Raw genomic sequence first — 18,100 nt, 5'->3', positions numbered from 1 at the left:
CGTCTAAAGCGTCCAACGCGTCTGAAGTCCGACACGCGCCGCGCGATGCGGCGCGTTCTGCTGCGCTCTCATTTCCCGTAATCGAGCTTCGGATACCACTTCGGATCACGCCCTTCCGGCGTCAGATCGAAGATCGTCCACATCGGCATCAGATCGGGCGCGCCGCGCGGATCTTGACCGGGATCGGCGGTTTCGAAACCCATTTCCGCCGCATAGAAATGCCGGATCACGCCGTCGCGGCGCGTGAACACCTGACACGCCGGCTCGTCGCCGCCGTCCTCCGCAATCGCACCGAAGTCGCGGCTATACGCGCCGTTCGCATCCGAATACAGCTTCAGATCGCGCCAGCCGCGCTCCCGCCTGAACGCCAGCAGTTTCTCGATCGGCGAGCGCGCCACGACGGCCAGCGCGATGCGTTGTGCGATGTCGCGCGCCTCGCCGTCCCACGCGCTCAATAGCGACGTGCACATCGGACACGGCCGCTCGCGCTGCGGCCCGAACATATAGCTGTAGATCACGAGCGTGTCCTTGTCGCCGAACAGCCCGGCGAAGTCCACTGGACCCGCTTCGCCGACAAAACGATAGTCGCCCGTCACGTCGCCGCCCGGCGGCAGCGCACGCCGCTGCCCGGCAACGCGTTCGATATGGCGCCGCAATTCGATTTCCTCCGCGAGCAGCGCATCGCGCGCGCGGCGGTATTCGACGCTTTCGTTCGGATAGTGCCGGCCATTGCGCTTCGCAAGTTCGGCGGCGGGCACGAGAGAAGGTGCTGAAGACATCCTTGCCTCCCTTTCGTAAAGGTCAGGGTTGAAAGTCATGGTCGAGCAAATCAGTCGCGATCCGGCGCGCCCAGCGGAAACAGATGGCGATAAGGCCGCGCTTCCTCGACGGCGCGCGCAAACGACGGCCGTTTCAGCAGACGCTTGCGATACGCAATCACATGCTCAAACTTCGGATCGATCCGGTGCGTCCAGTCCGCATAGAAAAGAAACGGCGCGGCGCCGCAGTCCGCGAGACTGAAGCGCTCGCCCGCCGCCCATTCGCGGCTTTTCATCGTGTTGTCGAGCCATGCGTACGCGACTTCGAGCAGCGCGCGCGCATCGGCGACACCGCGCGGATCGCGCTCGCTTGCATCGCGCATGCCGTCGAAAACGATCTTCTGCTGCGGCGTCGCAAGATAGTTGTCAAAGAAACGATCCATGAAACGCACGTCGAGCGCGGCGCGCGGATCGTCGGGCAGCAGTTTCACGGGGCCGGGATGAAACAGCGCGAGATGCTCGATGATGATGGTCGCCTCGGCGATCGTGCGGCCTTCGTCGACGAGCATTGGGAAGCGCCGGATCGGCCAGCGCGCGGCCAGTTCGTCCATCGCGCCGGGTTCGTCGAGCCGGCGATAGTCGAACGGTGTGCCGTTCTCATAGAGCGCGGTGAGCGCCTTCTGGCAATACGAAGAAAACGGATGGGCGTAGAGCTTCAAGGTCATCGTCGTCGTCCTTGCTGGCGGATAGCGGACGACATGTCCGCTCACTCAGACGACGAGTCGCGGCAACGGGAATCGACAGCCCGCGCGAAAAAACTTGTGCTGCACTGCGGCGAGTGTCCCCGCTTACTCGTGCAGCGACGCCGCCAGCGCCCGCAGCAAGGCGGCGCCATCGCCCTGCCATGCGCTGCCGTGCATGCACGCAAGCGTGCCGGGCGCGAGCGCGGCGAGCCGTTCGAGCATCGCGTCGCCGTGTTTCGTGTGCGAGTAGTAGTCCATGCTGCGGCGGAACGCTTCGCTCGGACCGAGGATATCCGCGCCCGTCATCACGGGCAGTTCGGCGCCGCCTTGCGTGAACAGGTCGCCGCAGAACAGCGTCTGCGTCGTCTCGTCGAACAGCATCCCGCATTCCCATGCGTGCGGCAGATGCGGCGTCGCGAGCCAGCGCAGCCGGTGGCGGCCGATATCGACCGTCTCGCCGTCTTCGAGGCCGCGCGCTGGCGGTCGGCGAGATCGTCGATGGACACCAGCTTGGCGATGCTGCTGCACAGCGGCAGCGCCTCAGGCGCGGCGTCGAGCCAGTCGTTGAGCGAGCCGCATTCGTCCGCTTCGACATGCGAAAACGCGATATGCCGCAGCCGTTCGGGCGGCAACACGGACGCCACCGCCTCGCGCACCAGCGGGAACATCTTGCGCGGACCGGTATGGAACAGCAGCGGCGCGTCGTCGGCGATCAGATACTGGTTGAAGGAAAAGCCACCGGGGCCGCCTTCGAAATACACAGGCGTGTTGATCCGGTAAATGCCGTCCGCCACTTCATGGACGTTGGTGCCCGACACCGCATTGGTGACCGTCATGACCAGACCTCCACGCGCGCCGCGCGCGCGACGATGCGCCGGGCCGAACGCGCGTTATCCGCCCAGCGCAGCGAGATTCAGCTGATGTGAGCGCCCGATCCACGCCGCGCGATCGCGATGATCTTCCAGCGCGTTACCCGTGTTCGGATGGATGAAGACGTCGAGCGCGCCATGATTGAGCGTGAGCCACGCAAACAGTTCCGCGAGCAGATCGTTGCCGAACGCCAGCTGATACGACCACATCGGATGCGGGCCGACGGGCCGCTCGTGAAAGCGCCCCATCTGGAACCTGCCGTCAAAACGCGCTTCGATCGCTTCGCGCAGCGTCCACGCGGCGTCACGCGTCGACTGGTCGAAGTACACATGCGCGTGCCAGCTGGCGATTTCCGTCATGGTCGATTGCGGCTCGGGCCGCCCTTCGCTTCGGGTTGTGCGATGTTCATCTTAGGCGCTTGATCGGTGATTCAACAAATCGGGAATAACGCGGCGCGTGACGGGAATTGTCTATCGAACGCCGATGCGTGCTTCGATCGCGCCGATCAGCCCGTCGATCCAGTTGCGCAGCAGCGCATCCGACATCGACACAGGCAGCGAGCGCGCGAGAATGCCGTACACCTGCTTGCGCTGGATCTTCGACACTTTCGCCGGCTCCAGCCAGTGCGCGTTATCGACGAGCAGCAGCAGGGTTTCGAGGCCGATCACGATCGGCCACACGCAGGCGAGCCGCAAACGCAGCGAAAAGCGCGGAATCGCGAGCGTGTAGTCGAGCGCGGCGCGGAAATGATCGAGCGATTTGCGCACCAGTTCGTGCATCAGCGGCTGCGCGCGCTGCGACGCTTGCGGCTCCATCAGCATCTGCGGCGTCAGGCCATGGCGATCCAGCATCACGGACGGCAGATAACACCGCCCGATACGCAGATCCTTGCCGCAATCGCGCAGCACGTTGGTCATCTGCAGCGCCTTGCCGAAACGCACGCCACGCTCGAGCATGATGGCGGAGTCCGTCTTCAGCGTGCCTGGCAAATGCGCGTAGGTCATCTTCGTCCAGAATTCGCCGACGCAGCCCGCGACCAGATACGTGTAGCGGTCCAGTTCGCTCCATTCGCGCAGCGCGACGATCTGACCAGAACGCTCGTCGGGGAAGGTACGCAGGTCGAATTCCATGCCGGTCGTCAGGGTCGTGACGATCTCGCGCACGGCAATGCGATCACTTGCGTCGAGTTGCTGCAGCACATCCAGCGCGGGCGCGATCGATTCGAGCAGCACCTTTTCGTCCGATTGCGTCTGCTGGCCCGCCACTTCATCGGCCAGACGCCGTGCGAGTTCGCCATTGTCGGTTGCGCCGTTGACCTGGTCGCGCAACGCGAGCAGCAACGCAAGACGCTGCTCCGGCGGGATCAATGCGGTATCGGCGATTGTGTCCGCGGCGCGCGCGAGCAGATACGCGAGCCCAATGGGATCGCGCATGCCGGCGGGCAGGATGCGCAGCGTCAGATAGAACGAACGGGAAACCCCTTTGAGCAACGGGCCCAGCAGGAAGGCCCGGGTGGAACTGGACATGTGTTGAGGTCGGTCAGGTTGAATCCCGGCTTCAGCGAGCACGAGACCCGAAGTTAGAGTTATTCGGCGCTGCCGCATTGTATCCGGCATGTATCAGGCACGCGTCCAACGGGTTGCAACGGGTCGCAAGCGCGCTTCATGACCATTCGATGAAGCGCGCATAAAACCAGCATCTGGCGTCGGAGCAATGCACATTGAGAACACCTTTCGCAAGCTTTCCTGCTAGAATTCAACCCTCAACGCAGTATTTCTTCATCCACTCATTCACCCACGGGAGGCGTTCCATGCACACGACGTACATCGCAGTCTCTCGCGGGATGTCGCGACGCTTCCCAGGCGCTCTGGCTTAGGTTGCCGTCCGCGCAGGCAGTCAACAGCCCGCGCCTTTATCCGACTACCGGTTTTCTTTATCGCCGCCGCGCGTTGGCGGGCATCGGTCGTCCGTTTCCGACTCTCCTGACCGGATAGCGTTGCGCGCGTTTCGCGCCGCACGCTGACATACATGGCTAGCAAAAAACTCGACTTTGGCGCGCAAGCGTTCAGAAGCGTTCTTGGCTTCACTTTCCATCACTGGCGCCGGCAGCCCGCGCGCATCGCCGGCGTGTTGCTGTTCGCGCTGACGGCCGCGTTCGCCGATGTGCTGACGCCGCTCTTCGCGGGGCGTCTGGTCGACGCGCTCGCGTCGGGCAGCACGCTCGGCAAGGACGTCGCGTCGCATCCGGCGCTGGTGGCGTTCTTTACGCTGATTGCGCTGGGCATCGGCGGCACGTTGCTGCGGCAACTGGTGTACCGCACGATCATCGCGATGACGCTCAAGATGATGAGCGAGATCTGCGCGAACGCATTTCATCGCGTGCAGCGCTTTTCGACCGACTGGCATGCGAACAGCTTCGCCGGCTCGACGGTGCGCAAGATCACGCGCGGCATCTGGGCGCTCGACCTGCTCAACGACACGCTGCTGATTGCCCTGCTGCCGTCGCTGGTGATGCTCGCCGGCTCGACGATCCTGCTCGGCATTCACTGGCCCGTGATGGGCGCGGTGGTCGGCCTTGGCTCGCTGATCTATGTCGCGGTCACGGTCGCGCTGTCGCTCGGCTATGTAGCGCCTGCCGCGCGTCTGGGCAATCTGTGGGACACGCGCATGGGCGGCGCGCTGGCGGACGCCGTCAGTTGCAACGCGGTGGTCAAGGCGTTCGGCGCGGAAGAGCGCGAAGAAGCGCGGCTCGATCGCGTGATCGACAAGTGGCGGCTGCGCACGCGCCGTACGTGGCAGCGTGGCACGACCAACGGCGGCGTGCAGGGCGGCATGCTCGCGCTGATGCAGGCGGCCATTCTCGGCGCGGCGTTGCTGTTGTGGCTGCGCGACGAAGCGAGTGTCGGCGACATCACGTATGCGCTGACCACGTTCTTCGTGCTGCAAGGCTATCTGCGCGATGTCGGCATGCACGTGCGCAACCTGCAACGCTCGGTGAACGATATGGAAGAACTGGTCGCGCTGGATCGCGAGCCGCTTGGCATCGAAGACAAACCCGGTGCACGCGGGATCGATATCCAGCAAGGCGATATCCGCTTCGAGCACGTGACGTTCCGCTATGGCGCGCAGCGCAAGCCCTTGTACACGGACTTCTCGCTGCGTATCGCGCCGGGCGAGCGGATCGGGCTGGTCGGGCATTCGGGCTCGGGCAAGACCACGTTCATCAAGCTGATCCAGCGTCTGTACGACATCGACGAAGGCCGCATCACGATCGACGGGCAGAACATCGCCGACGTGCAGCAGGCGTCGCTGCGCCAGCACATCGCGATCGTGCAGCAGGAGCCGGTGCTGTTCCACCGCTCGCTCGCGGAGAACATCGCGTACGCGCGGCCCGGTGCATCGTTCGATGACATCGTGCAGGCCGCGAAACTCGCCAGCGCGCACGAGTTCATCTCCGCGCTGCCGATGGGCTACGACACGCTGGTCGGCGAACGCGGTGTCAAGCTGTCGGGCGGCGAGCGCCAGCGGGTGGCGATTGCACGTGCGTTCCTTGCCGACGCGCCGATCCTGATTTTCGACGAAGCGACGTCGAGCCTCGACAGCGAAAGCGAGGTGCTGATCCAGCAGGCGATGGAACGGCTGATGGTCGGACGCACGACGCTGGTGGTCGCGCACCGGCTGTCGACGGTGCGAGCGCTCGACCGTTTGCTTGTCCTCGACAAGGGTCGCGTGGTCGAAGAAGGCAGCCACGAGCAGTTGATCCGTATCGACAACGGCGTGTACCGGCGCTTGTTCGAACGCCAGGCGCTGGAGTTGACCAAAGGTCTGCTCGACGATGGCGCCGTGCGCGGCAACGAGCGCTTTGCCGGCGATCCGAGTCTGATCGCGGGCAAATAAACTCGCAGCTGTAGGTGGACGAAGGGGCGCGCATCTGTCGCGCCCCTTTTTGCTTTCGCATCGCTGACGGTGCGTTATAATCGCGTTGTCTTAGGGGAGTAGTCTGCTGCGCCGTTTGCGGTGCAGCGCCGTCGTCAACATATTTGGCATTCGTGCCATGGCGCCGGCAGCCGTCCCACGGCCTGACGAGACCTTTGACGTGTCCTTTCCACCCGAGCCGGGCGAAGGATGCGTCATTGGTTACGTGCCCGGCTCGTGGAGATAACAAGTTGTCTACTATTCCCCCATCCCGCACAACGGGGCGTCCGTCATGATCTGGACCTTCGCCCTGCTCATCGCCTCTGCCGGCGTCATCTACGTTTCCTGCGAAACCTTCGTCAACGGTGTCGAGTGGCTTGGCAACAAGCTGAACATGACACAGACGGCCACGGGCACGATCCTCGCCGCGTTCGGCACCGCGCTGCCCGAGAGCGTCGTGACGCTCGTCGCGGTGGCATTCGGCAACTCACCCGCAACGAAAGAAATCGGCATCGGCGCTGCGATCGGCGGACCGCTCGCGCTCAGTACCATTGCCTATGCCGTCGTCGGCATCGCGCTGCTGGCCACCGCAAAGCGCGTCGGCCGCATGCGCGCCAGCGCAGTCGATGCCGATACGCGCCGTCTGCGCCGCGACCAGATCTGGTTTCTCGCCATCTTCGTCGTCAAGATCGCGCTCGGCCTCGTGGTCTTCAGCTACAAGCCCGTACTCGGCCTCGCGTTTCTCGCCGCCTACGCGTTCTATTGCTGGAAGGAACTGACGGCCGAAGGCGACACGGGCGACCATGAAGCGCTCGAACCGCTGAAACTGCGTCCGCGCGACGCGAATCCCGCGATGTTCTGGATCGTCGTGCAGACGGTGGGCGCGCTGGTTGTGATCTTCTTCGCGTCGCATCTGTTCGTGGGCCAGATCGAGGTGGTCGGGCCGTGGCTCGGCATCGATCCACAACTGACGGCGTTGCTGTTCAGCCCGATCGCGACCGAACTGCCCGAAATCATGAACGCGGTGATCTGGGTGCGCCAAGGGAAAGAGCGCCTCGCGCTCGCGAACATCAGCGGCGCGATGATGATTCAGGCGACGATCCCCACCGCGTTCGGCCTGTTTTTCACGCCCTGGCATCTGGCTACGCCGTCGATTCTCGCGGCCGTCGTCACCGCGCTGGCTATCGTCGTGCTGCAGTGGGTCTTCAGTGCGCGCCAGGTGTTGAGCCGCAGGCTGGCTTACGTCGGATGCCTGTACGGTGCGTTCGCGGTGCTGCTGTTCGCCGTCAGATAAGGGCGCGTTCGCGTGGTTTCGGAGGGCGCCGTCATGGCGCCCTCCGCGTGCGGGCGAGGCTTGCTATCATCAGCGATTCAGATCATCGATTCAGCGAAAACCACTTCGCGCCGCTTCGGGCAAGACCATCGCCATGACACTGCACATCGACACCCCGCTTCTCGAATCCCAACCGCTGGGCCAGCATCTGGGCCGCCGCGTGCTGCTCAAGATGGACGCGTTGCAGCCGCCTGGCTCGTTCAAGATCCGCGGCATCGGCTATGCGTGCGAAGAGCATGCGAAACGCGGCAAGCGCCGCTTCGTGTCGTCGTCGGGTGGCAATGCGGGGATCGCGGTCGCGTACGCGGGCCGCGCGCTGTCGATTCCCGTCACGGTCGTCGTGCCGCAAAGCACGGGCGAACGCGCGAAGGAATTGATCGGCATGCAAGGCGCGGAAGTGATCGTGCATGGCGCGACCTGGCAGGAAGCGAACGCCTTCGCGCTCGAACAGGTCGGCCCCGATGACGCCTTCATCCATCCGTTCGACGACCCGCTGCTGTGGCACGGACATGGGTCGATGATCGACGAGGTCGTGCGCGCGGGTGCGAAATTCGATGCCGTGGTGCTGTCCGTGGGCGGTGGCGGACTGATGTCGGGCGTGATCGAAGGCTTGCGGCGCAACGGTCTTGACGATGTGCCGGTGATTGCGGTCGAGACGGAAGGTGCGTCGTCGCTGGCGCAATCGGTGCGCGCGGGCAAGCGGATCGAGTTGCCCGGCATCACCAGCGTGGCGACGTCGCTGGGCGCGAAACAGGTCTGCGAGCAGGCGTTTGCGCTCACGCAAACACATCCCGTCGAATGCGTGGTGGTGTCGGATGCGGAAGCGGTGAATGCGTCACGCCGTTTCGTCGACGATCATCGCGTGCTGGTCGAGCCCGCGTGCGGCGCGAGTCTGGCGCTCGTGTACAAGCAGACGGAAGCGTTGCAGCGCTTCGAAAGCGTGCTCGTGATCGTGTGCGGCGGCGCGGGCACGACCATCGAGCAACTGGAGCGCTGGCATCGCGAGATGGCGTGAGCGTCGTCACGACGTCACGCCTTTCCCGCGATCAGATCACAGCGCGGCGATCAGCGATTCGACGCCGCGCAGATTGTTCCGCCTGCGCCATTGCAGCGCGTCGAGATTCGTGAGGCGCAGTTGCGGCAAACGCGTCATCAGCTTGTGCAGCGCGATTTCGAGTTCCATCATTGCGAGGCGCGCGCCGAGGCAATAGTGAATGCCCGCGCCGAACGTCAGCAGATGGCCTGATGGCTCGCGGCCGATATCGAGCGTATCCGGCGCGTCGAAACGCTGCGGATCGCGATTGGCCGAACCAAGCAGCATGAAAACAATCGAGCCGCGCGGCAGCGTCTGCCCTTCTACTTCGATATCGTCGAACGCGGTGCGCACGACCATCTGCACGGCCGTGTCGTAACGCGCGCATTCCGCCACGGCCTTCGACACCAGCGAAAGATCGCCGCGCAGCCGCTCCAGTTGCGCCGGATGCCGATGCAGCGCGATCAGCGCGTTACCGAGCATATTCGACGTGGTTTCATGCCCCGCGACGAACAGCAAGATCACGTTCGACACGATCTCATCTTCCGACAACCGTTCGCCGCCCTCTTCCGCCTGGATCAGCGACGACACGATATCGTGGCCGGGCGCCGCGCGCCGTTGCGCGATCACGCTGCGGAAATACTGCTCGAGATCGAGCGCCGCCTGATTCGCACGCGCGAGCGCATCGGGCGATAAAGGCGCGAGATCGAACGCCGACACCAGCAGGCTCGCCGCTTCGCCGAAACGCACGCCGTCTTCGACGGGCACATCCAGCAGCCGGCAGATGATCTGCAACGGCAGCGGCATCGCAAACTCGCTGACGAGATCGACTTCCGGCTTGCCTTGCATCGCGTCGATCAGGCTATCGGTCGTTTCTTCGGCGATGGTTCGCAGCGTTTCGATCTGCCGCGCATTGAATGCCTTCATCAGCAACGCGCGCAGACGCGTGTGCGCGGGCGGGTTCATCATCAGGAACGTGCGTTCGAGCGCCTGAAACACCGGCTGCTCACGCGCGCTCTCGCCGTAGCGCGCGACCACGCTCGGCATATAGGTCTTGCCCATGCGGCGATCGGGCAGCAGCGCGTCGATGACGGCGTGGCGCCCGGTCAGCATGATGCTGGGTGCGAGCGGCACGAAGGCACCCTCGCTGCGGATGCCTTCATAGAGCGGATACGGGTTGTCGAAATAGGCTGGCGACGACAGGTCGGAGAAATTCATGCGTTGATACGTGGGGCTTTAAGTTATTGAAGGTGCTGCGTCATTCGGAAGGATACAACCCACGCACCTGAGCGTGCAGACGGGCGAGCCCAAATAGCGCGTTTGCATACGGCGTGTCGACGCCCGTCAGCTTGCCCAGTTCGCACACCGCGCCGACCAGCGCGTCGAGTTCGACCGTCTTGCCCGCTTCGACGTCCTGCAGCATCGACGTGCGCATCGCGCCGAGCTTGAGCGTGACGGCGTGGCGGTCTTCCGGCGCCTGCTCGATCGGAATGCCGAAACGTGCGCCGATCGCTTTCGCTTCTAGCATCACGCGCGTGACGAAATCGCGGGCGAGCGGATCGGTGAGGATCTTGTCGGTGGTCGCGCCCGTGATTGCGCTGATGGGGTTCATCGTCATGTTGCCCCACAGCTTGTACCAGACGTCGCGCTGGATCTGATCCGATGCGCTGGCATCGAAACCGGCCTTGCGCAGCAGTTCGACCAGCGACGCCACGCGCTCGCTCGTGCGCCCTGTCGCTTCGCCGACGATCAGCCCGCGCCCCTGATGATGTCCGATCACGCCGGGCGCATCGACACGGCAGCTTGCATGCACGACGCATCCGAGCGTGCGTTCGGCGGGAATCGCGGCAGCAATCGAGCCGTCATGATCGACAGAAGCGAGACGCGCGCCTGCGAATTCGCCTTGCAGGCCGTCGCAGAACCACCACGGCACGCCGTTCATTGCCGTCAGCACGAGCGTATTCGCGCCAATCAATGGCCCGATGTGCTTCGCGACATCCGCCATGCCGGGCGCTTTCACCGCGACGATCACGAGATCCTGCGCGCCGTGCGCTTCCGGCTTGTCGCTCGCCTGCACACGGACCGAGTGCGTCTCGCCGTTTTCGACGAGGCGCAGACCGTGTTCGCGCAATGCGTCGAGCGTCGCGCCGCGCGCGACCACGCTCACCCCGCAGCCCGCCTGCGCGAGCTTCACGCCCATCCATCCGCCGATCGCGCCCGCGCCGTAAATGCATACCTTCATCGTTGTTCTTCCTCAGTCTTTATAGCTCGCGTCGATCCGATCGACCTTGCGCACCAGCGCATCGAACACGTCCTGTCCCGCGCCGTAGCGCACGTCGAACTGCAGCGCATCGCGCGAGCACTGCTCGGCAATCGCTTCGGGCACGGGCCGCGCGCGGCCCATTGCAAACGTTGCGACCTGAATCTCGCAGGCGCGGTTCAACGTCCACAAAATTGCGAATGCTTGCGGCAAGGTTTCGCCCCACGCGAGCAAGCCGTGATTGCGCAGAATCACCGCCTGTTTGTCGCCGATATGCTCGACGAGGCGCGGCCCTTCTTCCGCATGAATCGTGATGCCTTCGAAGTCGTGATACGCAATGCGTTCGTGCAACTGCGCGCTGTAGAAATTCGTCTGCTGCAAGCCCTCTTCCGAACACGCGACGGCGACGCCCGCCGTGGTATGCGTATGCATCACGCAATGCGCGTCGGGAATGCCTTCGTGCAGTGCCGCGTGCACGGTGAAGCCAGCGGGATTCACGGGATACGTCGAGCCATCGAGGATGTTCCCTTGCGCATCGATCTTCACCAGATTGCGCGCGGTCACCTCACTGTAATGCAGGCCGAATGGATTGATCAGGAATTGCTTCGCTCCGTCCGTCACGCTTTCGGGCAGGCGCACCGTGATGTGGTTGTAGATCAGTTCGGTCCAGCCCAGCATATCGAAGACGCGATAGCAGGCGGCCAATTGAACGCGTGCCTTCCATTCTTCGGGATGCATCGTAGCCGTCGTATCGGCGGCCTGTTCGTCTCGCTCCATGATCTCCATGTCGCATCTCCTTACTGACGCGCGCCGGGACCGGCCACGGCCGCAATCGCCGACGCCACGTACGCGACGTTGTTGCGATTCAGCCCTGCGACGCACATGCGGCCCGAGCGCAGCAGATAGATGCCGTGCTCGACACGCAGCGTTTCGACCTGTTCCGCGGACAGGCCCGTGTACGTGAACATGCCGACCTGTGCGATATAACGCGCGCGCATGACTTCATCGACGCGTCCCGCAAGACCTTCGTGGATCGCATGACGCATCTCGTGGATGCGGTCGCGCATCACGCGCAGTTCGTCGTCCCACGACGCGCGCAGCTTCGCATCGCCGAGTACGCCTGCGACGAGCCGCGCGCCGTGCATCGGCGGATTGCTGTAGTTCGCGCGGATCGTGAAGGTCAGTTGACCGAGCACGCGTTGCGCTTCGGCGGCATCCTTGCAGAGGACGCTCAGCGCACCGCAACGTTCGCCATACAGCGAGAAGTTCTTCGAGAAGGAGTTCGCGACGATCATCGGCACGTCGGCGTCGGCGAGCAAGCGCACGCACGCGGCATCTTCTTCGAGACCGTCGCCGAAACCCTGATAGGCCATATCGACGAATGCGATCAGCTTGCGACGCTGCAGCACGGGGACGAGTTCGCGCCATTGGTCGGCCGTCAGATCGACGCCCGTCGGATTGTGGCAGCACGCGTGCAGCAGCACGATGCTGCGTTCGGGCAGCGCATCGATGGTGTCGCGCATCGCGTCGAAGCGCAGACCGCCGGTTGCGTCGTCGTAATACGGATACGTGTTGACGGTGTGCCCGGCCGCTTCGAACACGACACGGTGATTCTCCCAGCTCGGGTCGCTCAGCCACACTTGCGAGCCCGCGAAGTGGCGCTTCAGGAAATCGGCACCGACCTTCAATGCGCCCGAACCGCCGACAGTCTGCACGGTGGCGATACGCCCTGCCGCGCGCGCTGCGCTGTCTGCGCCGAACACGAGTGCCTGTGCGGCATCGCGGTATTGCGGCAGGCCCGACATCGGCAGATAGGAGCGCGGCGTACCTTGCGCGACGATGGCCGCCTCAGCCTCGCGCACTGCCGACATGATGGGCAGCTTACCGTTTTCGTCGAAGTAGATGCCGATGCTCAGATTGACCTTGTTGGTACGCGGGTCGCGCTGGAAGTCTTCGTTGAGGCTCAGGATCGGGTCGCCGGGATAGGCAGGAATGTGTTCGAACATGATGTTGTCTCTATCTATATGTGCTGGATGTTGCTCGATGCTGCGAGAGGTCATGCTGGCAAAAGCCGGCGTGTGCGAAACAGTGTGTCGAAAAGCGCGCGCAGTCACAATCAATCGATTTTGGATGATTCGTAAGTTTCGCTTTAGAATCGACGGATGGCTCTTACCCGCGTCACCATACGCCAATTCGAGGCGTTTCTCGCGATCGTCGATCAGAACGGCATTGCTGCGGCAGCGCAGCGGCTGGGCTTGACCTCGTCCGCTGTGAGCCAGTTGCTGGCGGAGCTGGAGCGCGAGCTTGGCTTCCGGCTGTTCGATCGCACCACGCGGCGCGTGAGTCTTTCGACGGCTGGCCGTGATTTTCTCTCTTCTGCCGAATCCGTGCTGCGATACCTCCGCGCCGCGGAGCAGACCGCGAGCGACATCCGCAACCGCGCGGCGGGCATCGTGCGGGTGGGCGCGCCGCTGGTGCTTGCGAGCACGGCTATTCCGTTCGCCATTGCAGCTTATGCTGCGCAGAAGCCGAAGGTCGTGGTGCGTGTGGTGGATACGGTTGTCGAGCAGCTGGTGGAGCGCGTGGCAAGCGGCGACGTCGATCTTGCTGTGGGCCCCGATCGCGCGACGGGGGACCGCGTACAGCGCGAAGCGGTTTTTAGCAGCCCGTGGGTGCTGTGGTGTGCGGAGCATCATCCGCTGGCTCGCAAACGACGCTTGCGATGGTCCGATTTGCGCGGCACGCCGATCATTGCGACGGGTCGGGATCATGAAGCTAGCGTCGCGCAGATGCTGGCCGATCAGCCTTCGGATTCGCGTATCGCGCCTGTTGAGGTGGTCGATAATGTGACTACCGCGTTTGGGCTTGCTGCGCAAGGGCTTGCTGTGACGCTCGCGCCTCTCTATGTCAAGCCGCTCGCGCAGACGTTTGGGCTTGCGATGCGGCGGGTTGTTGAGCCTGAAACCATTCGTCAGGTGTGTATCTATCGACCCGTCGATCGGTCGTTGTCGCCGCCGGCGGATGGGTTTGCGCAGTTTTTGACTGTTAGTCTTAAGGGGTGGGATCGGAAGACTCAATAGGTTTGTCTTGTGATGCTGGTTTGGTTTGGTTTGGTTTGCTTGTGTTGTCGCTGGCATCCGCGTGATGTTTTGCCTGGTTCACGCGTTGCCCCTGTGCGGGGCGGCACTTACTTTCTTTGCCGCCGCAAAGAAAGTAAGCAAAGAAAGCGGGCTAACACCGCCCGTTCTTGACCGCCGCCTGAGGGCCCCCAACGGGTCCTCTGCTTCACACGGCGTTCTGCCCACTCAATGCCCGTTGCCAGCGCTTCGAACCGGTGCCTCACCCGCTTCAAACACCCGTACAACTGCCAGCAGCAGCGAATGACTACGGCCGCCCAGGTGGCAAACTGTGTGTAGGTCGTAGTGCTTCACAAGTCAGCGCGCTTACGACACCGATCGTGCTTTTCAGTCCGGAGTGCAGCGCATACGGCGCGAAAGCCTACACACAGTTTGCCACTATAGAACGTGCGCGATGCGATCGCGCGTGTGGCGACGCGGGAGTGTGAAGCGGGTGATGAGCCAATTCGAAGCGTTGGCAGCGGGCGTCGAGAAGAGCGGCGCCGCATGAAGGAGAGGACCCGTCGGGGGCCCTCAGGCGGGAACAAGAACTACCGGTGTTCAGCGGCTTTCTTTTGCCTACTTTTCTTTGCCGCGGCAAAGAAAAGTAGGTGCCGCCCCGCACAGGGGCAACGCGTGAAGCAGGCACGACAAATCGCGGATGCCAGCGAAAACACAAGCAAACCGAAGCGTCGCAAGACAAACCCAAACCCAAACCCAAACCCAAACCTCACCGCGCCACCGGCACCACCTCAACTCTCGGCAACAACCGCCCCGCAACCCATGCACTCATCGTCTTCCAGGCAATCGCCCCAACAACGCCATTAGCAACAACAAAAAGCCCAACAGCAATCCACTCAACCTCCCCCGTCGCCCCGCGCTCAACAATCCGCATGGCCAGCGTCGGCAACGCGGCAGCGCCAAAAGTGAAAGCCCAGTAAGAAGGCGCAAACGGCTGACGACGAATCCAGGGCAACAAACGAAACATCAACAAAGCCTGATAAATCCCATACCCAAGCAGCGCAAACGCAAACAGATCCGGCACGCCGTGCGTGACACTCATATATGCAACACCCCCAACCACAGGCGGCGCCACCTGGATACCCAGCACAGGCCGCAGCGCCTCAGGCAACGGCGTATGCACAGCCGCACGATGCAAAATCACCGATTCGATCGCGAGCCACGACAACATCCCCGCGCCAAAAAACAGCATCCCAACCTGCTGCCAGCCAAACGATGCAGCCGCCGTCGCCGCAACAAAACTCGGCGCCACCGCAGGCAGATAAATAGCCGGCGTCGTCAGTTCCGGATTGCGCCCGCCCTGCCAGACGCGCCCTTGCAAATGAACCCCGACCGCAAGCTGCACGACAACAGCCACAGCAAATACGACAAGCCCGGCAGTATGCGAATAGTTAGCCAGCGCAAGCGCCGCAAGCAAACTCGACGTCGGCCCCAATGCGATAAACGACGATTGCAACGGATGCTGCCATTCCGCCTGCGCCTGCTCGCGCTGCACGACCCATTTGCGCGCATAGGCGGCAAGCACGATCACCCACACGGCGAGCGCCGCAATCGTCAGCGTATCGACGATGCCGTGCGGCACATCCCAGATCCGCGCCGCGACGCGCCACGCGTTCGCGAGCGCCAGTGAACCAACGGCAATGCCGAAGAAGGAAGCGGGCATCACCGTATCGTTTGTCTTCGCTTGCATGTCACTCTCCTCGTCCATGCGCCGCAGACGGTTGCGACTGCGATGCGCGATGGAACGCACTTTAGAGGCGACGCCCCCTCCTCGCGAATGCCGGGCCGTCTCGACAACATGCTCGATCGGATCATTAGCCCGCGGCGAAGCCGCCGCCATCATCCGATGAGCCGATCGGGCATGAAGATGAGCCGCCTGAGCATAGGCCGCGTGCGCAGCCGTTCGTATCCTCGGCGCTCCCGTTTCCGTTATGGAGATTTCGTCAGACATGAAGTTGGTCTCATCGACGCTCGCGCGCTTTGCCGCGTCAATTGCTGTGGTCTTCTCGTGCGCCGCCGCGCCCTCATTCGCCGCTACGCCCGCAGCCGCTGTCATCTATCAGACACAGTTGCAGCCGCTCGACGGCAAACTCGAATCGCTCGATCGCTATCGCGGACAGGTGCTCGTCGTCAACTTCTGGGCGCCGTGGTGCGGGCCGTGCCGAACCGAAGTCCCCGAGTTCATCGCGCTGCAGAACGCGTATCGCGGCAAGGCGCAGTTCATCGGCGTCGCGCTCGATGAGGCGGCAGCCGTGCGTACGTTCGCGCACGACTACGGCATGAATTACCCGCTCTATATCGCGGGCATGGGCGGCATCGCGATCATGCTGCGCGAAGGCGATACGCGTGGCGCCGTGCCGTTCACCGTCGTCTATGACGGCAACGGGCGCAAGGTCGGCGCGATTACGGGGCTGGCGAGCCCCGACAAGCTCGAAGCGTTGCTGGCGAAAGCGATTGCGGCGAATCCCGGCGGACAGTAAACACGCACGCGCATCAGTGCGTGCCGCCGCCATTGTCAGCACTGCTGCAATCGAGCGTCTGCTGGGCGGCCTGCAACGCGGCCCGCACGCGCGACATCGATTGCGGCGAATCGACCAGCACGGCATCCATGTGCAGACACGCAGCTTCGCGATAAGCGGCCTCGTCGTTCACGGCGAAGGCGACCAGCCAGGTGTCGGCGGCACGTCGAAAGCATTGCACCGATGCGGGTGTCCATGTGCGCGCAACGAACGTCGAACGGCCTTCGCCGAGCGTGAAGCGCTCGATCAGTTCGACCTTGCGGCCCAGTTCGAAGCCCGCACGCGTTCCTGCTCGCGGCACGTCGCATTGCCCCGTCAGCGCGACGCCAAAGAGCCGCTCGCGCGTCGCATCACGCGATTCGAATAAGCGCGCCTGCGGATAGCGCGCGAATGCTGTCTGGTATTCGGCTTCCGTCGAATAGAGCGTAACGCGCGGCCACGCGTTCAGCGCATCGAGCACACGCGCGACGGCAGCCGCCTGCGGCGCGGCAGGAAGCGCCTTCATGTCGAGTACGACGGGTACGTCGTGCGGAATGATGCGAAGCGCGTCTTCGAGTGTCGGTATGCCGACGGGTTTCGATCGATACGGCTTGACGCCAGGCGCCTGCATCGTCTCGAACTGCCAGCCCGCATTGACACGCGCCAGTTCCGCAGCCGTGAGGTTCGCCGCTGGACCACTCGCGTTGGTCAACGCCGACAGGTCTTTCGGGCGATACAGCACGGGTACGCCGTCTCGGCTCAGTTGCACGGTGAGCCAGATCACATCGGCATGATGTGCGAGCGCGCCTTCGATGGCGGTCAGCGTGTTCTCGGGAAAGTCGGCCGTGCCGCCGCGATGCGCGATCAGGGCGGGCAAAGCACGCGTGCTTACCGTCTGAGACAGCGCGACGGCCGGACTCGTCGTGCAGCCCGACAGTCCGATGAAAATTGACAACGCAAAAGCCAACCCTGGAATTCGCATCCGCTGCATGAGTGTGGTGAACGTGAGCGCCGTGCGCGGCGACGCGTCATGGTAGACGCGAACGCGCCCGCGTGCTTCACGCACGCAAGGCTTCGTGACACTTATGCGTCGAACGGTCGGCGCCAGTGCTTACGCAGGATCGCGCGCAGCCGCCATCTGGATCAATGCCTTCGCCTTCGCCAGCGGTTCGACGAGCGCCGCCTCGAGTCCATAGCCGTCCACCAGCGTACTCGTGATGTCGTCGATCGCGAGCCATGTCGCGCGCGCTTCGTCTTCCCACACGAGCGCCTTGAGCGGCAACAGCAGTGCCGCGCACGGATTGGCCTGCATCGCAGGCGTGCCGCCCTTGGGGTTGCCGAACACGATCAGGCGCGTCGGGCGCAGCGTCATGCCGACCTGCGCGGCGGCGTCGGCCTGATCGATATCGACGAAAATCGTCATGCCCTTGTCGGCGAGCAGGCCGCGCAAGCGCGCCACCGTGACTGAAAAGCCGTGCTCGCTCCTGAACATCGCAACCGATGCGGGACATTTCGCTGCGGCAGTCATCGTGTACTCCGGTGATGGCACATCA

The 18,100-nt window shown here is 63.5% G+C and carries 16 protein-coding genes, 1 pseudogene and 1 riboswitch; of the genes and pseudogenes, 5 read left to right on the top strand and 12 right to left on the bottom strand.

Going from position 1 to position 18,100, the window contains the following annotated elements:
- Nucleotides 1-68: 68 nt before the first annotated feature.
- The 5 genes and pseudogenes from G3O01_RS35285 to G3O01_RS35265 all read right to left on the bottom strand — a co-directional run bounded on the left by G3O01_RS35285 (nucleotide 69) and on the right by G3O01_RS35265 (nucleotide 3,897).
- On the bottom strand, nucleotides 69-779 hold the full coding sequence (locus G3O01_RS35285; RefSeq protein ID WP_205811631.1) for a DUF899 family protein: 711 nt from the start codon (nucleotides 777-779) through the stop codon (nucleotides 69-71).
- Nucleotides 780-829: 50 nt separating this feature from the next.
- Nucleotides 830-1,483, bottom strand: coding sequence for a glutathione S-transferase family protein (locus tag G3O01_RS35280; protein WP_205811630.1), 654 nt, complete (start codon nucleotides 1,481-1,483; stop codon nucleotides 830-832).
- 123 nt (nucleotides 1,484-1,606) lie between these two features.
- Nucleotides 1,607-2,337: pseudogene (locus G3O01_RS35275) on the bottom strand (FprA family A-type flavoprotein).
- A gap of 54 nt (nucleotides 2,338-2,391) precedes the next feature.
- Nucleotides 2,392-2,730, bottom strand: coding sequence for a DOPA 4,5-dioxygenase family protein (locus G3O01_RS35270; protein WP_205811629.1), 339 nt, complete (start codon nucleotides 2,728-2,730; stop codon nucleotides 2,392-2,394).
- Nucleotides 2,731-2,841: 111 nt separating this feature from the next.
- Complete coding sequence (locus tag G3O01_RS35265) at nucleotides 2,842-3,897, bottom strand: phytoene/squalene synthase family protein (protein ID WP_205811628.1); 1,056 nt, start codon at nucleotides 3,895-3,897, stop codon at nucleotides 2,842-2,844.
- A 502-nt stretch (nucleotides 3,898-4,399) separates the two neighbouring features.
- Here G3O01_RS35265 and G3O01_RS35260 point away from each other — a divergent pair.
- The 3 genes from G3O01_RS35260 to G3O01_RS35250 all read left to right on the top strand — a co-directional run bounded on the left by G3O01_RS35260 (nucleotide 4,400) and on the right by G3O01_RS35250 (nucleotide 8,634).
- Nucleotides 4,400-6,268, top strand: a complete 1,869-nt coding sequence (locus G3O01_RS35260) for an ABC transporter ATP-binding protein (RefSeq protein ID WP_205811627.1) — start codon at nucleotides 4,400-4,402, stop codon at nucleotides 6,266-6,268.
- 81 nt (nucleotides 6,269-6,349) lie between these two features.
- Nucleotides 6,350-6,524: riboswitch (yybP-ykoY riboswitch) on the top strand.
- A gap of 54 nt (nucleotides 6,525-6,578) precedes the next feature.
- On the top strand, nucleotides 6,579-7,580 hold the full coding sequence (locus G3O01_RS35255; RefSeq protein WP_205811626.1) for a sodium:calcium antiporter: 1,002 nt from the start codon (nucleotides 6,579-6,581) through the stop codon (nucleotides 7,578-7,580).
- Nucleotides 7,581-7,713: 133 nt separating this feature from the next.
- The gene (locus G3O01_RS35250; RefSeq protein ID WP_205811625.1) at nucleotides 7,714-8,634 is read left to right on the top strand and encodes a pyridoxal-phosphate dependent enzyme; all 921 of its coding nucleotides are present in this window, start codon (nucleotides 7,714-7,716) and stop codon (nucleotides 8,632-8,634) included.
- Nucleotides 8,635-8,670: 36 nt separating this feature from the next.
- Here the strand turns inward: G3O01_RS35250 and G3O01_RS35245 are convergent, their stop codons facing one another.
- The 4 genes from G3O01_RS35245 to G3O01_RS35230 are packed head-to-tail and all read right to left on the bottom strand — an operon-like array spanning nucleotide 8,671 to nucleotide 12,918.
- The gene (locus G3O01_RS35245; protein ID WP_205811624.1) at nucleotides 8,671-9,870 is read right to left on the bottom strand and encodes a cytochrome P450; all 1,200 of its coding nucleotides are present in this window, start codon (nucleotides 9,868-9,870) and stop codon (nucleotides 8,671-8,673) included.
- Between the two features lie 40 nt (nucleotides 9,871-9,910).
- The gene (locus G3O01_RS35240; protein WP_205811623.1) at nucleotides 9,911-10,894 is read right to left on the bottom strand and encodes a 2-dehydropantoate 2-reductase; all 984 of its coding nucleotides are present in this window, start codon (nucleotides 10,892-10,894) and stop codon (nucleotides 9,911-9,913) included.
- Between the two features lie 12 nt (nucleotides 10,895-10,906).
- Nucleotides 10,907-11,698: a class II aldolase/adducin family protein gene (locus G3O01_RS35235; RefSeq protein WP_205811622.1), complete on the bottom strand. Its 792-nt coding sequence runs from the start codon at nucleotides 11,696-11,698 to the stop codon at nucleotides 10,907-10,909.
- An 11-nt stretch (nucleotides 11,699-11,709) separates the two neighbouring features.
- Nucleotides 11,710-12,918 carry an amino acid aminotransferase gene (locus G3O01_RS35230; protein WP_205811621.1) on the bottom strand — a complete coding sequence of 403 codons (1,209 nt, stop codon included), beginning with the start codon at nucleotides 12,916-12,918 and terminating at the stop codon, nucleotides 11,710-11,712.
- Nucleotides 12,919-13,074: 156 nt separating this feature from the next.
- Here G3O01_RS35230 and G3O01_RS35225 point away from each other — a divergent pair, with 156 nt between their 5' ends.
- Complete coding sequence (locus tag G3O01_RS35225) at nucleotides 13,075-13,992, top strand: LysR family transcriptional regulator (RefSeq protein WP_205811620.1); 918 nt, start codon at nucleotides 13,075-13,077, stop codon at nucleotides 13,990-13,992.
- A 766-nt stretch (nucleotides 13,993-14,758) separates the two neighbouring features.
- Here G3O01_RS35225 and tehA read toward each other — a convergent pair.
- The gene (gene tehA, locus G3O01_RS35220; RefSeq protein ID WP_205811619.1) at nucleotides 14,759-15,739 is read right to left on the bottom strand and encodes a dicarboxylate transporter/tellurite-resistance protein TehA; all 981 of its coding nucleotides are present in this window, start codon (nucleotides 15,737-15,739) and stop codon (nucleotides 14,759-14,761) included.
- A gap of 259 nt (nucleotides 15,740-15,998) precedes the next feature.
- Between tehA and G3O01_RS35215 the strand changes: the two genes are divergently transcribed.
- Entirely contained in the window at nucleotides 15,999-16,529 is a 531-nt protein-coding gene (locus G3O01_RS35215; protein ID WP_205811618.1) for a TlpA disulfide reductase family protein, read from the top strand.
- A gap of 13 nt (nucleotides 16,530-16,542) precedes the next feature.
- Here the strand turns inward: G3O01_RS35215 and G3O01_RS35210 are convergent, their stop codons facing one another.
- Nucleotides 16,543-17,529, bottom strand: a complete 987-nt coding sequence (locus G3O01_RS35210; protein ID WP_205811691.1) for a glycerophosphodiester phosphodiesterase family protein — start codon at nucleotides 17,527-17,529, stop codon at nucleotides 16,543-16,545.
- Between the two features lie 129 nt (nucleotides 17,530-17,658).
- Nucleotides 17,659-18,075, bottom strand: a complete 417-nt coding sequence (locus tag G3O01_RS35205) for a DUF302 domain-containing protein (RefSeq protein WP_205811617.1) — start codon at nucleotides 18,073-18,075, stop codon at nucleotides 17,659-17,661.
- Nucleotides 18,076-18,100 lie beyond the last annotated feature (25 nt).

The sequence above is a fragment of the Burkholderia sp. Ac-20365 genome (genome assembly GCF_017104715.1).
Classification (GTDB): domain Bacteria; phylum Pseudomonadota; class Gammaproteobacteria; order Burkholderiales; family Burkholderiaceae; genus Paraburkholderia.
The sequence above is the reverse complement of the archived record's forward strand: the minus strand, read 5'-3'. Positions and strand labels throughout refer to the sequence as shown.

Excerpts from the sequence above, each read along its gene's own strand:
- G3O01_RS35285 (WP_205811631.1), bottom strand. The coding sequence starts at position 779 with ATGTCTTCAGCACCTTCTCTCGTGCCCGCCGCCGAACTTGCGAAGCGC.
- G3O01_RS35280 (WP_205811630.1), bottom strand. The coding sequence starts at position 1,483 with ATGACCTTGAAGCTCTACGCCCATCCGTTTTCTTCGTATTGCCAGAAG.
- G3O01_RS35270 (WP_205811629.1), bottom strand. The coding sequence starts at position 2,730 with ATGACGGAAATCGCCAGCTGGCACGCGCATGTGTACTTCGACCAGTCG.
- G3O01_RS35265 (WP_205811628.1), bottom strand. The coding sequence starts at position 3,897 with ATGTCCAGTTCCACCCGGGCCTTCCTGCTGGGCCCGTTGCTCAAAGGG.
- G3O01_RS35260 (WP_205811627.1), top strand. The coding sequence starts at position 4,400 with ATGGCTAGCAAAAAACTCGACTTTGGCGCGCAAGCGTTCAGAAGCGTT.
- G3O01_RS35255 (WP_205811626.1), top strand. The coding sequence starts at position 6,579 with ATGATCTGGACCTTCGCCCTGCTCATCGCCTCTGCCGGCGTCATCTAC.
- G3O01_RS35250 (WP_205811625.1), top strand. The coding sequence starts at position 7,714 with ATGACACTGCACATCGACACCCCGCTTCTCGAATCCCAACCGCTGGGC.
- G3O01_RS35245 (WP_205811624.1), bottom strand. The coding sequence starts at position 9,870 with ATGAATTTCTCCGACCTGTCGTCGCCAGCCTATTTCGACAACCCGTAT.
- G3O01_RS35240 (WP_205811623.1), bottom strand. The coding sequence starts at position 10,894 with ATGAAGGTATGCATTTACGGCGCGGGCGCGATCGGCGGATGGATGGGC.
- G3O01_RS35235 (WP_205811622.1), bottom strand. The coding sequence starts at position 11,698 with ATGGAGATCATGGAGCGAGACGAACAGGCCGCCGATACGACGGCTACG.
- G3O01_RS35230 (WP_205811621.1), bottom strand. The coding sequence starts at position 12,918 with ATGTTCGAACACATTCCTGCCTATCCCGGCGACCCGATCCTGAGCCTC.
- G3O01_RS35225 (WP_205811620.1), top strand. The coding sequence starts at position 13,075 with ATGGCTCTTACCCGCGTCACCATACGCCAATTCGAGGCGTTTCTCGCG.
- tehA (WP_205811619.1), bottom strand. The coding sequence starts at position 15,739 with ATGCAAGCGAAGACAAACGATACGGTGATGCCCGCTTCCTTCTTCGGC.
- G3O01_RS35215 (WP_205811618.1), top strand. The coding sequence starts at position 15,999 with ATGAAGTTGGTCTCATCGACGCTCGCGCGCTTTGCCGCGTCAATTGCT.
- G3O01_RS35210 (WP_205811691.1), bottom strand. The coding sequence starts at position 17,529 with ATGCGAATTCCAGGGTTGGCTTTTGCGTTGTCAATTTTCATCGGACTG.
- G3O01_RS35205 (WP_205811617.1), bottom strand. The coding sequence starts at position 18,075 with ATGACTGCCGCAGCGAAATGTCCCGCATCGGTTGCGATGTTCAGGAGC.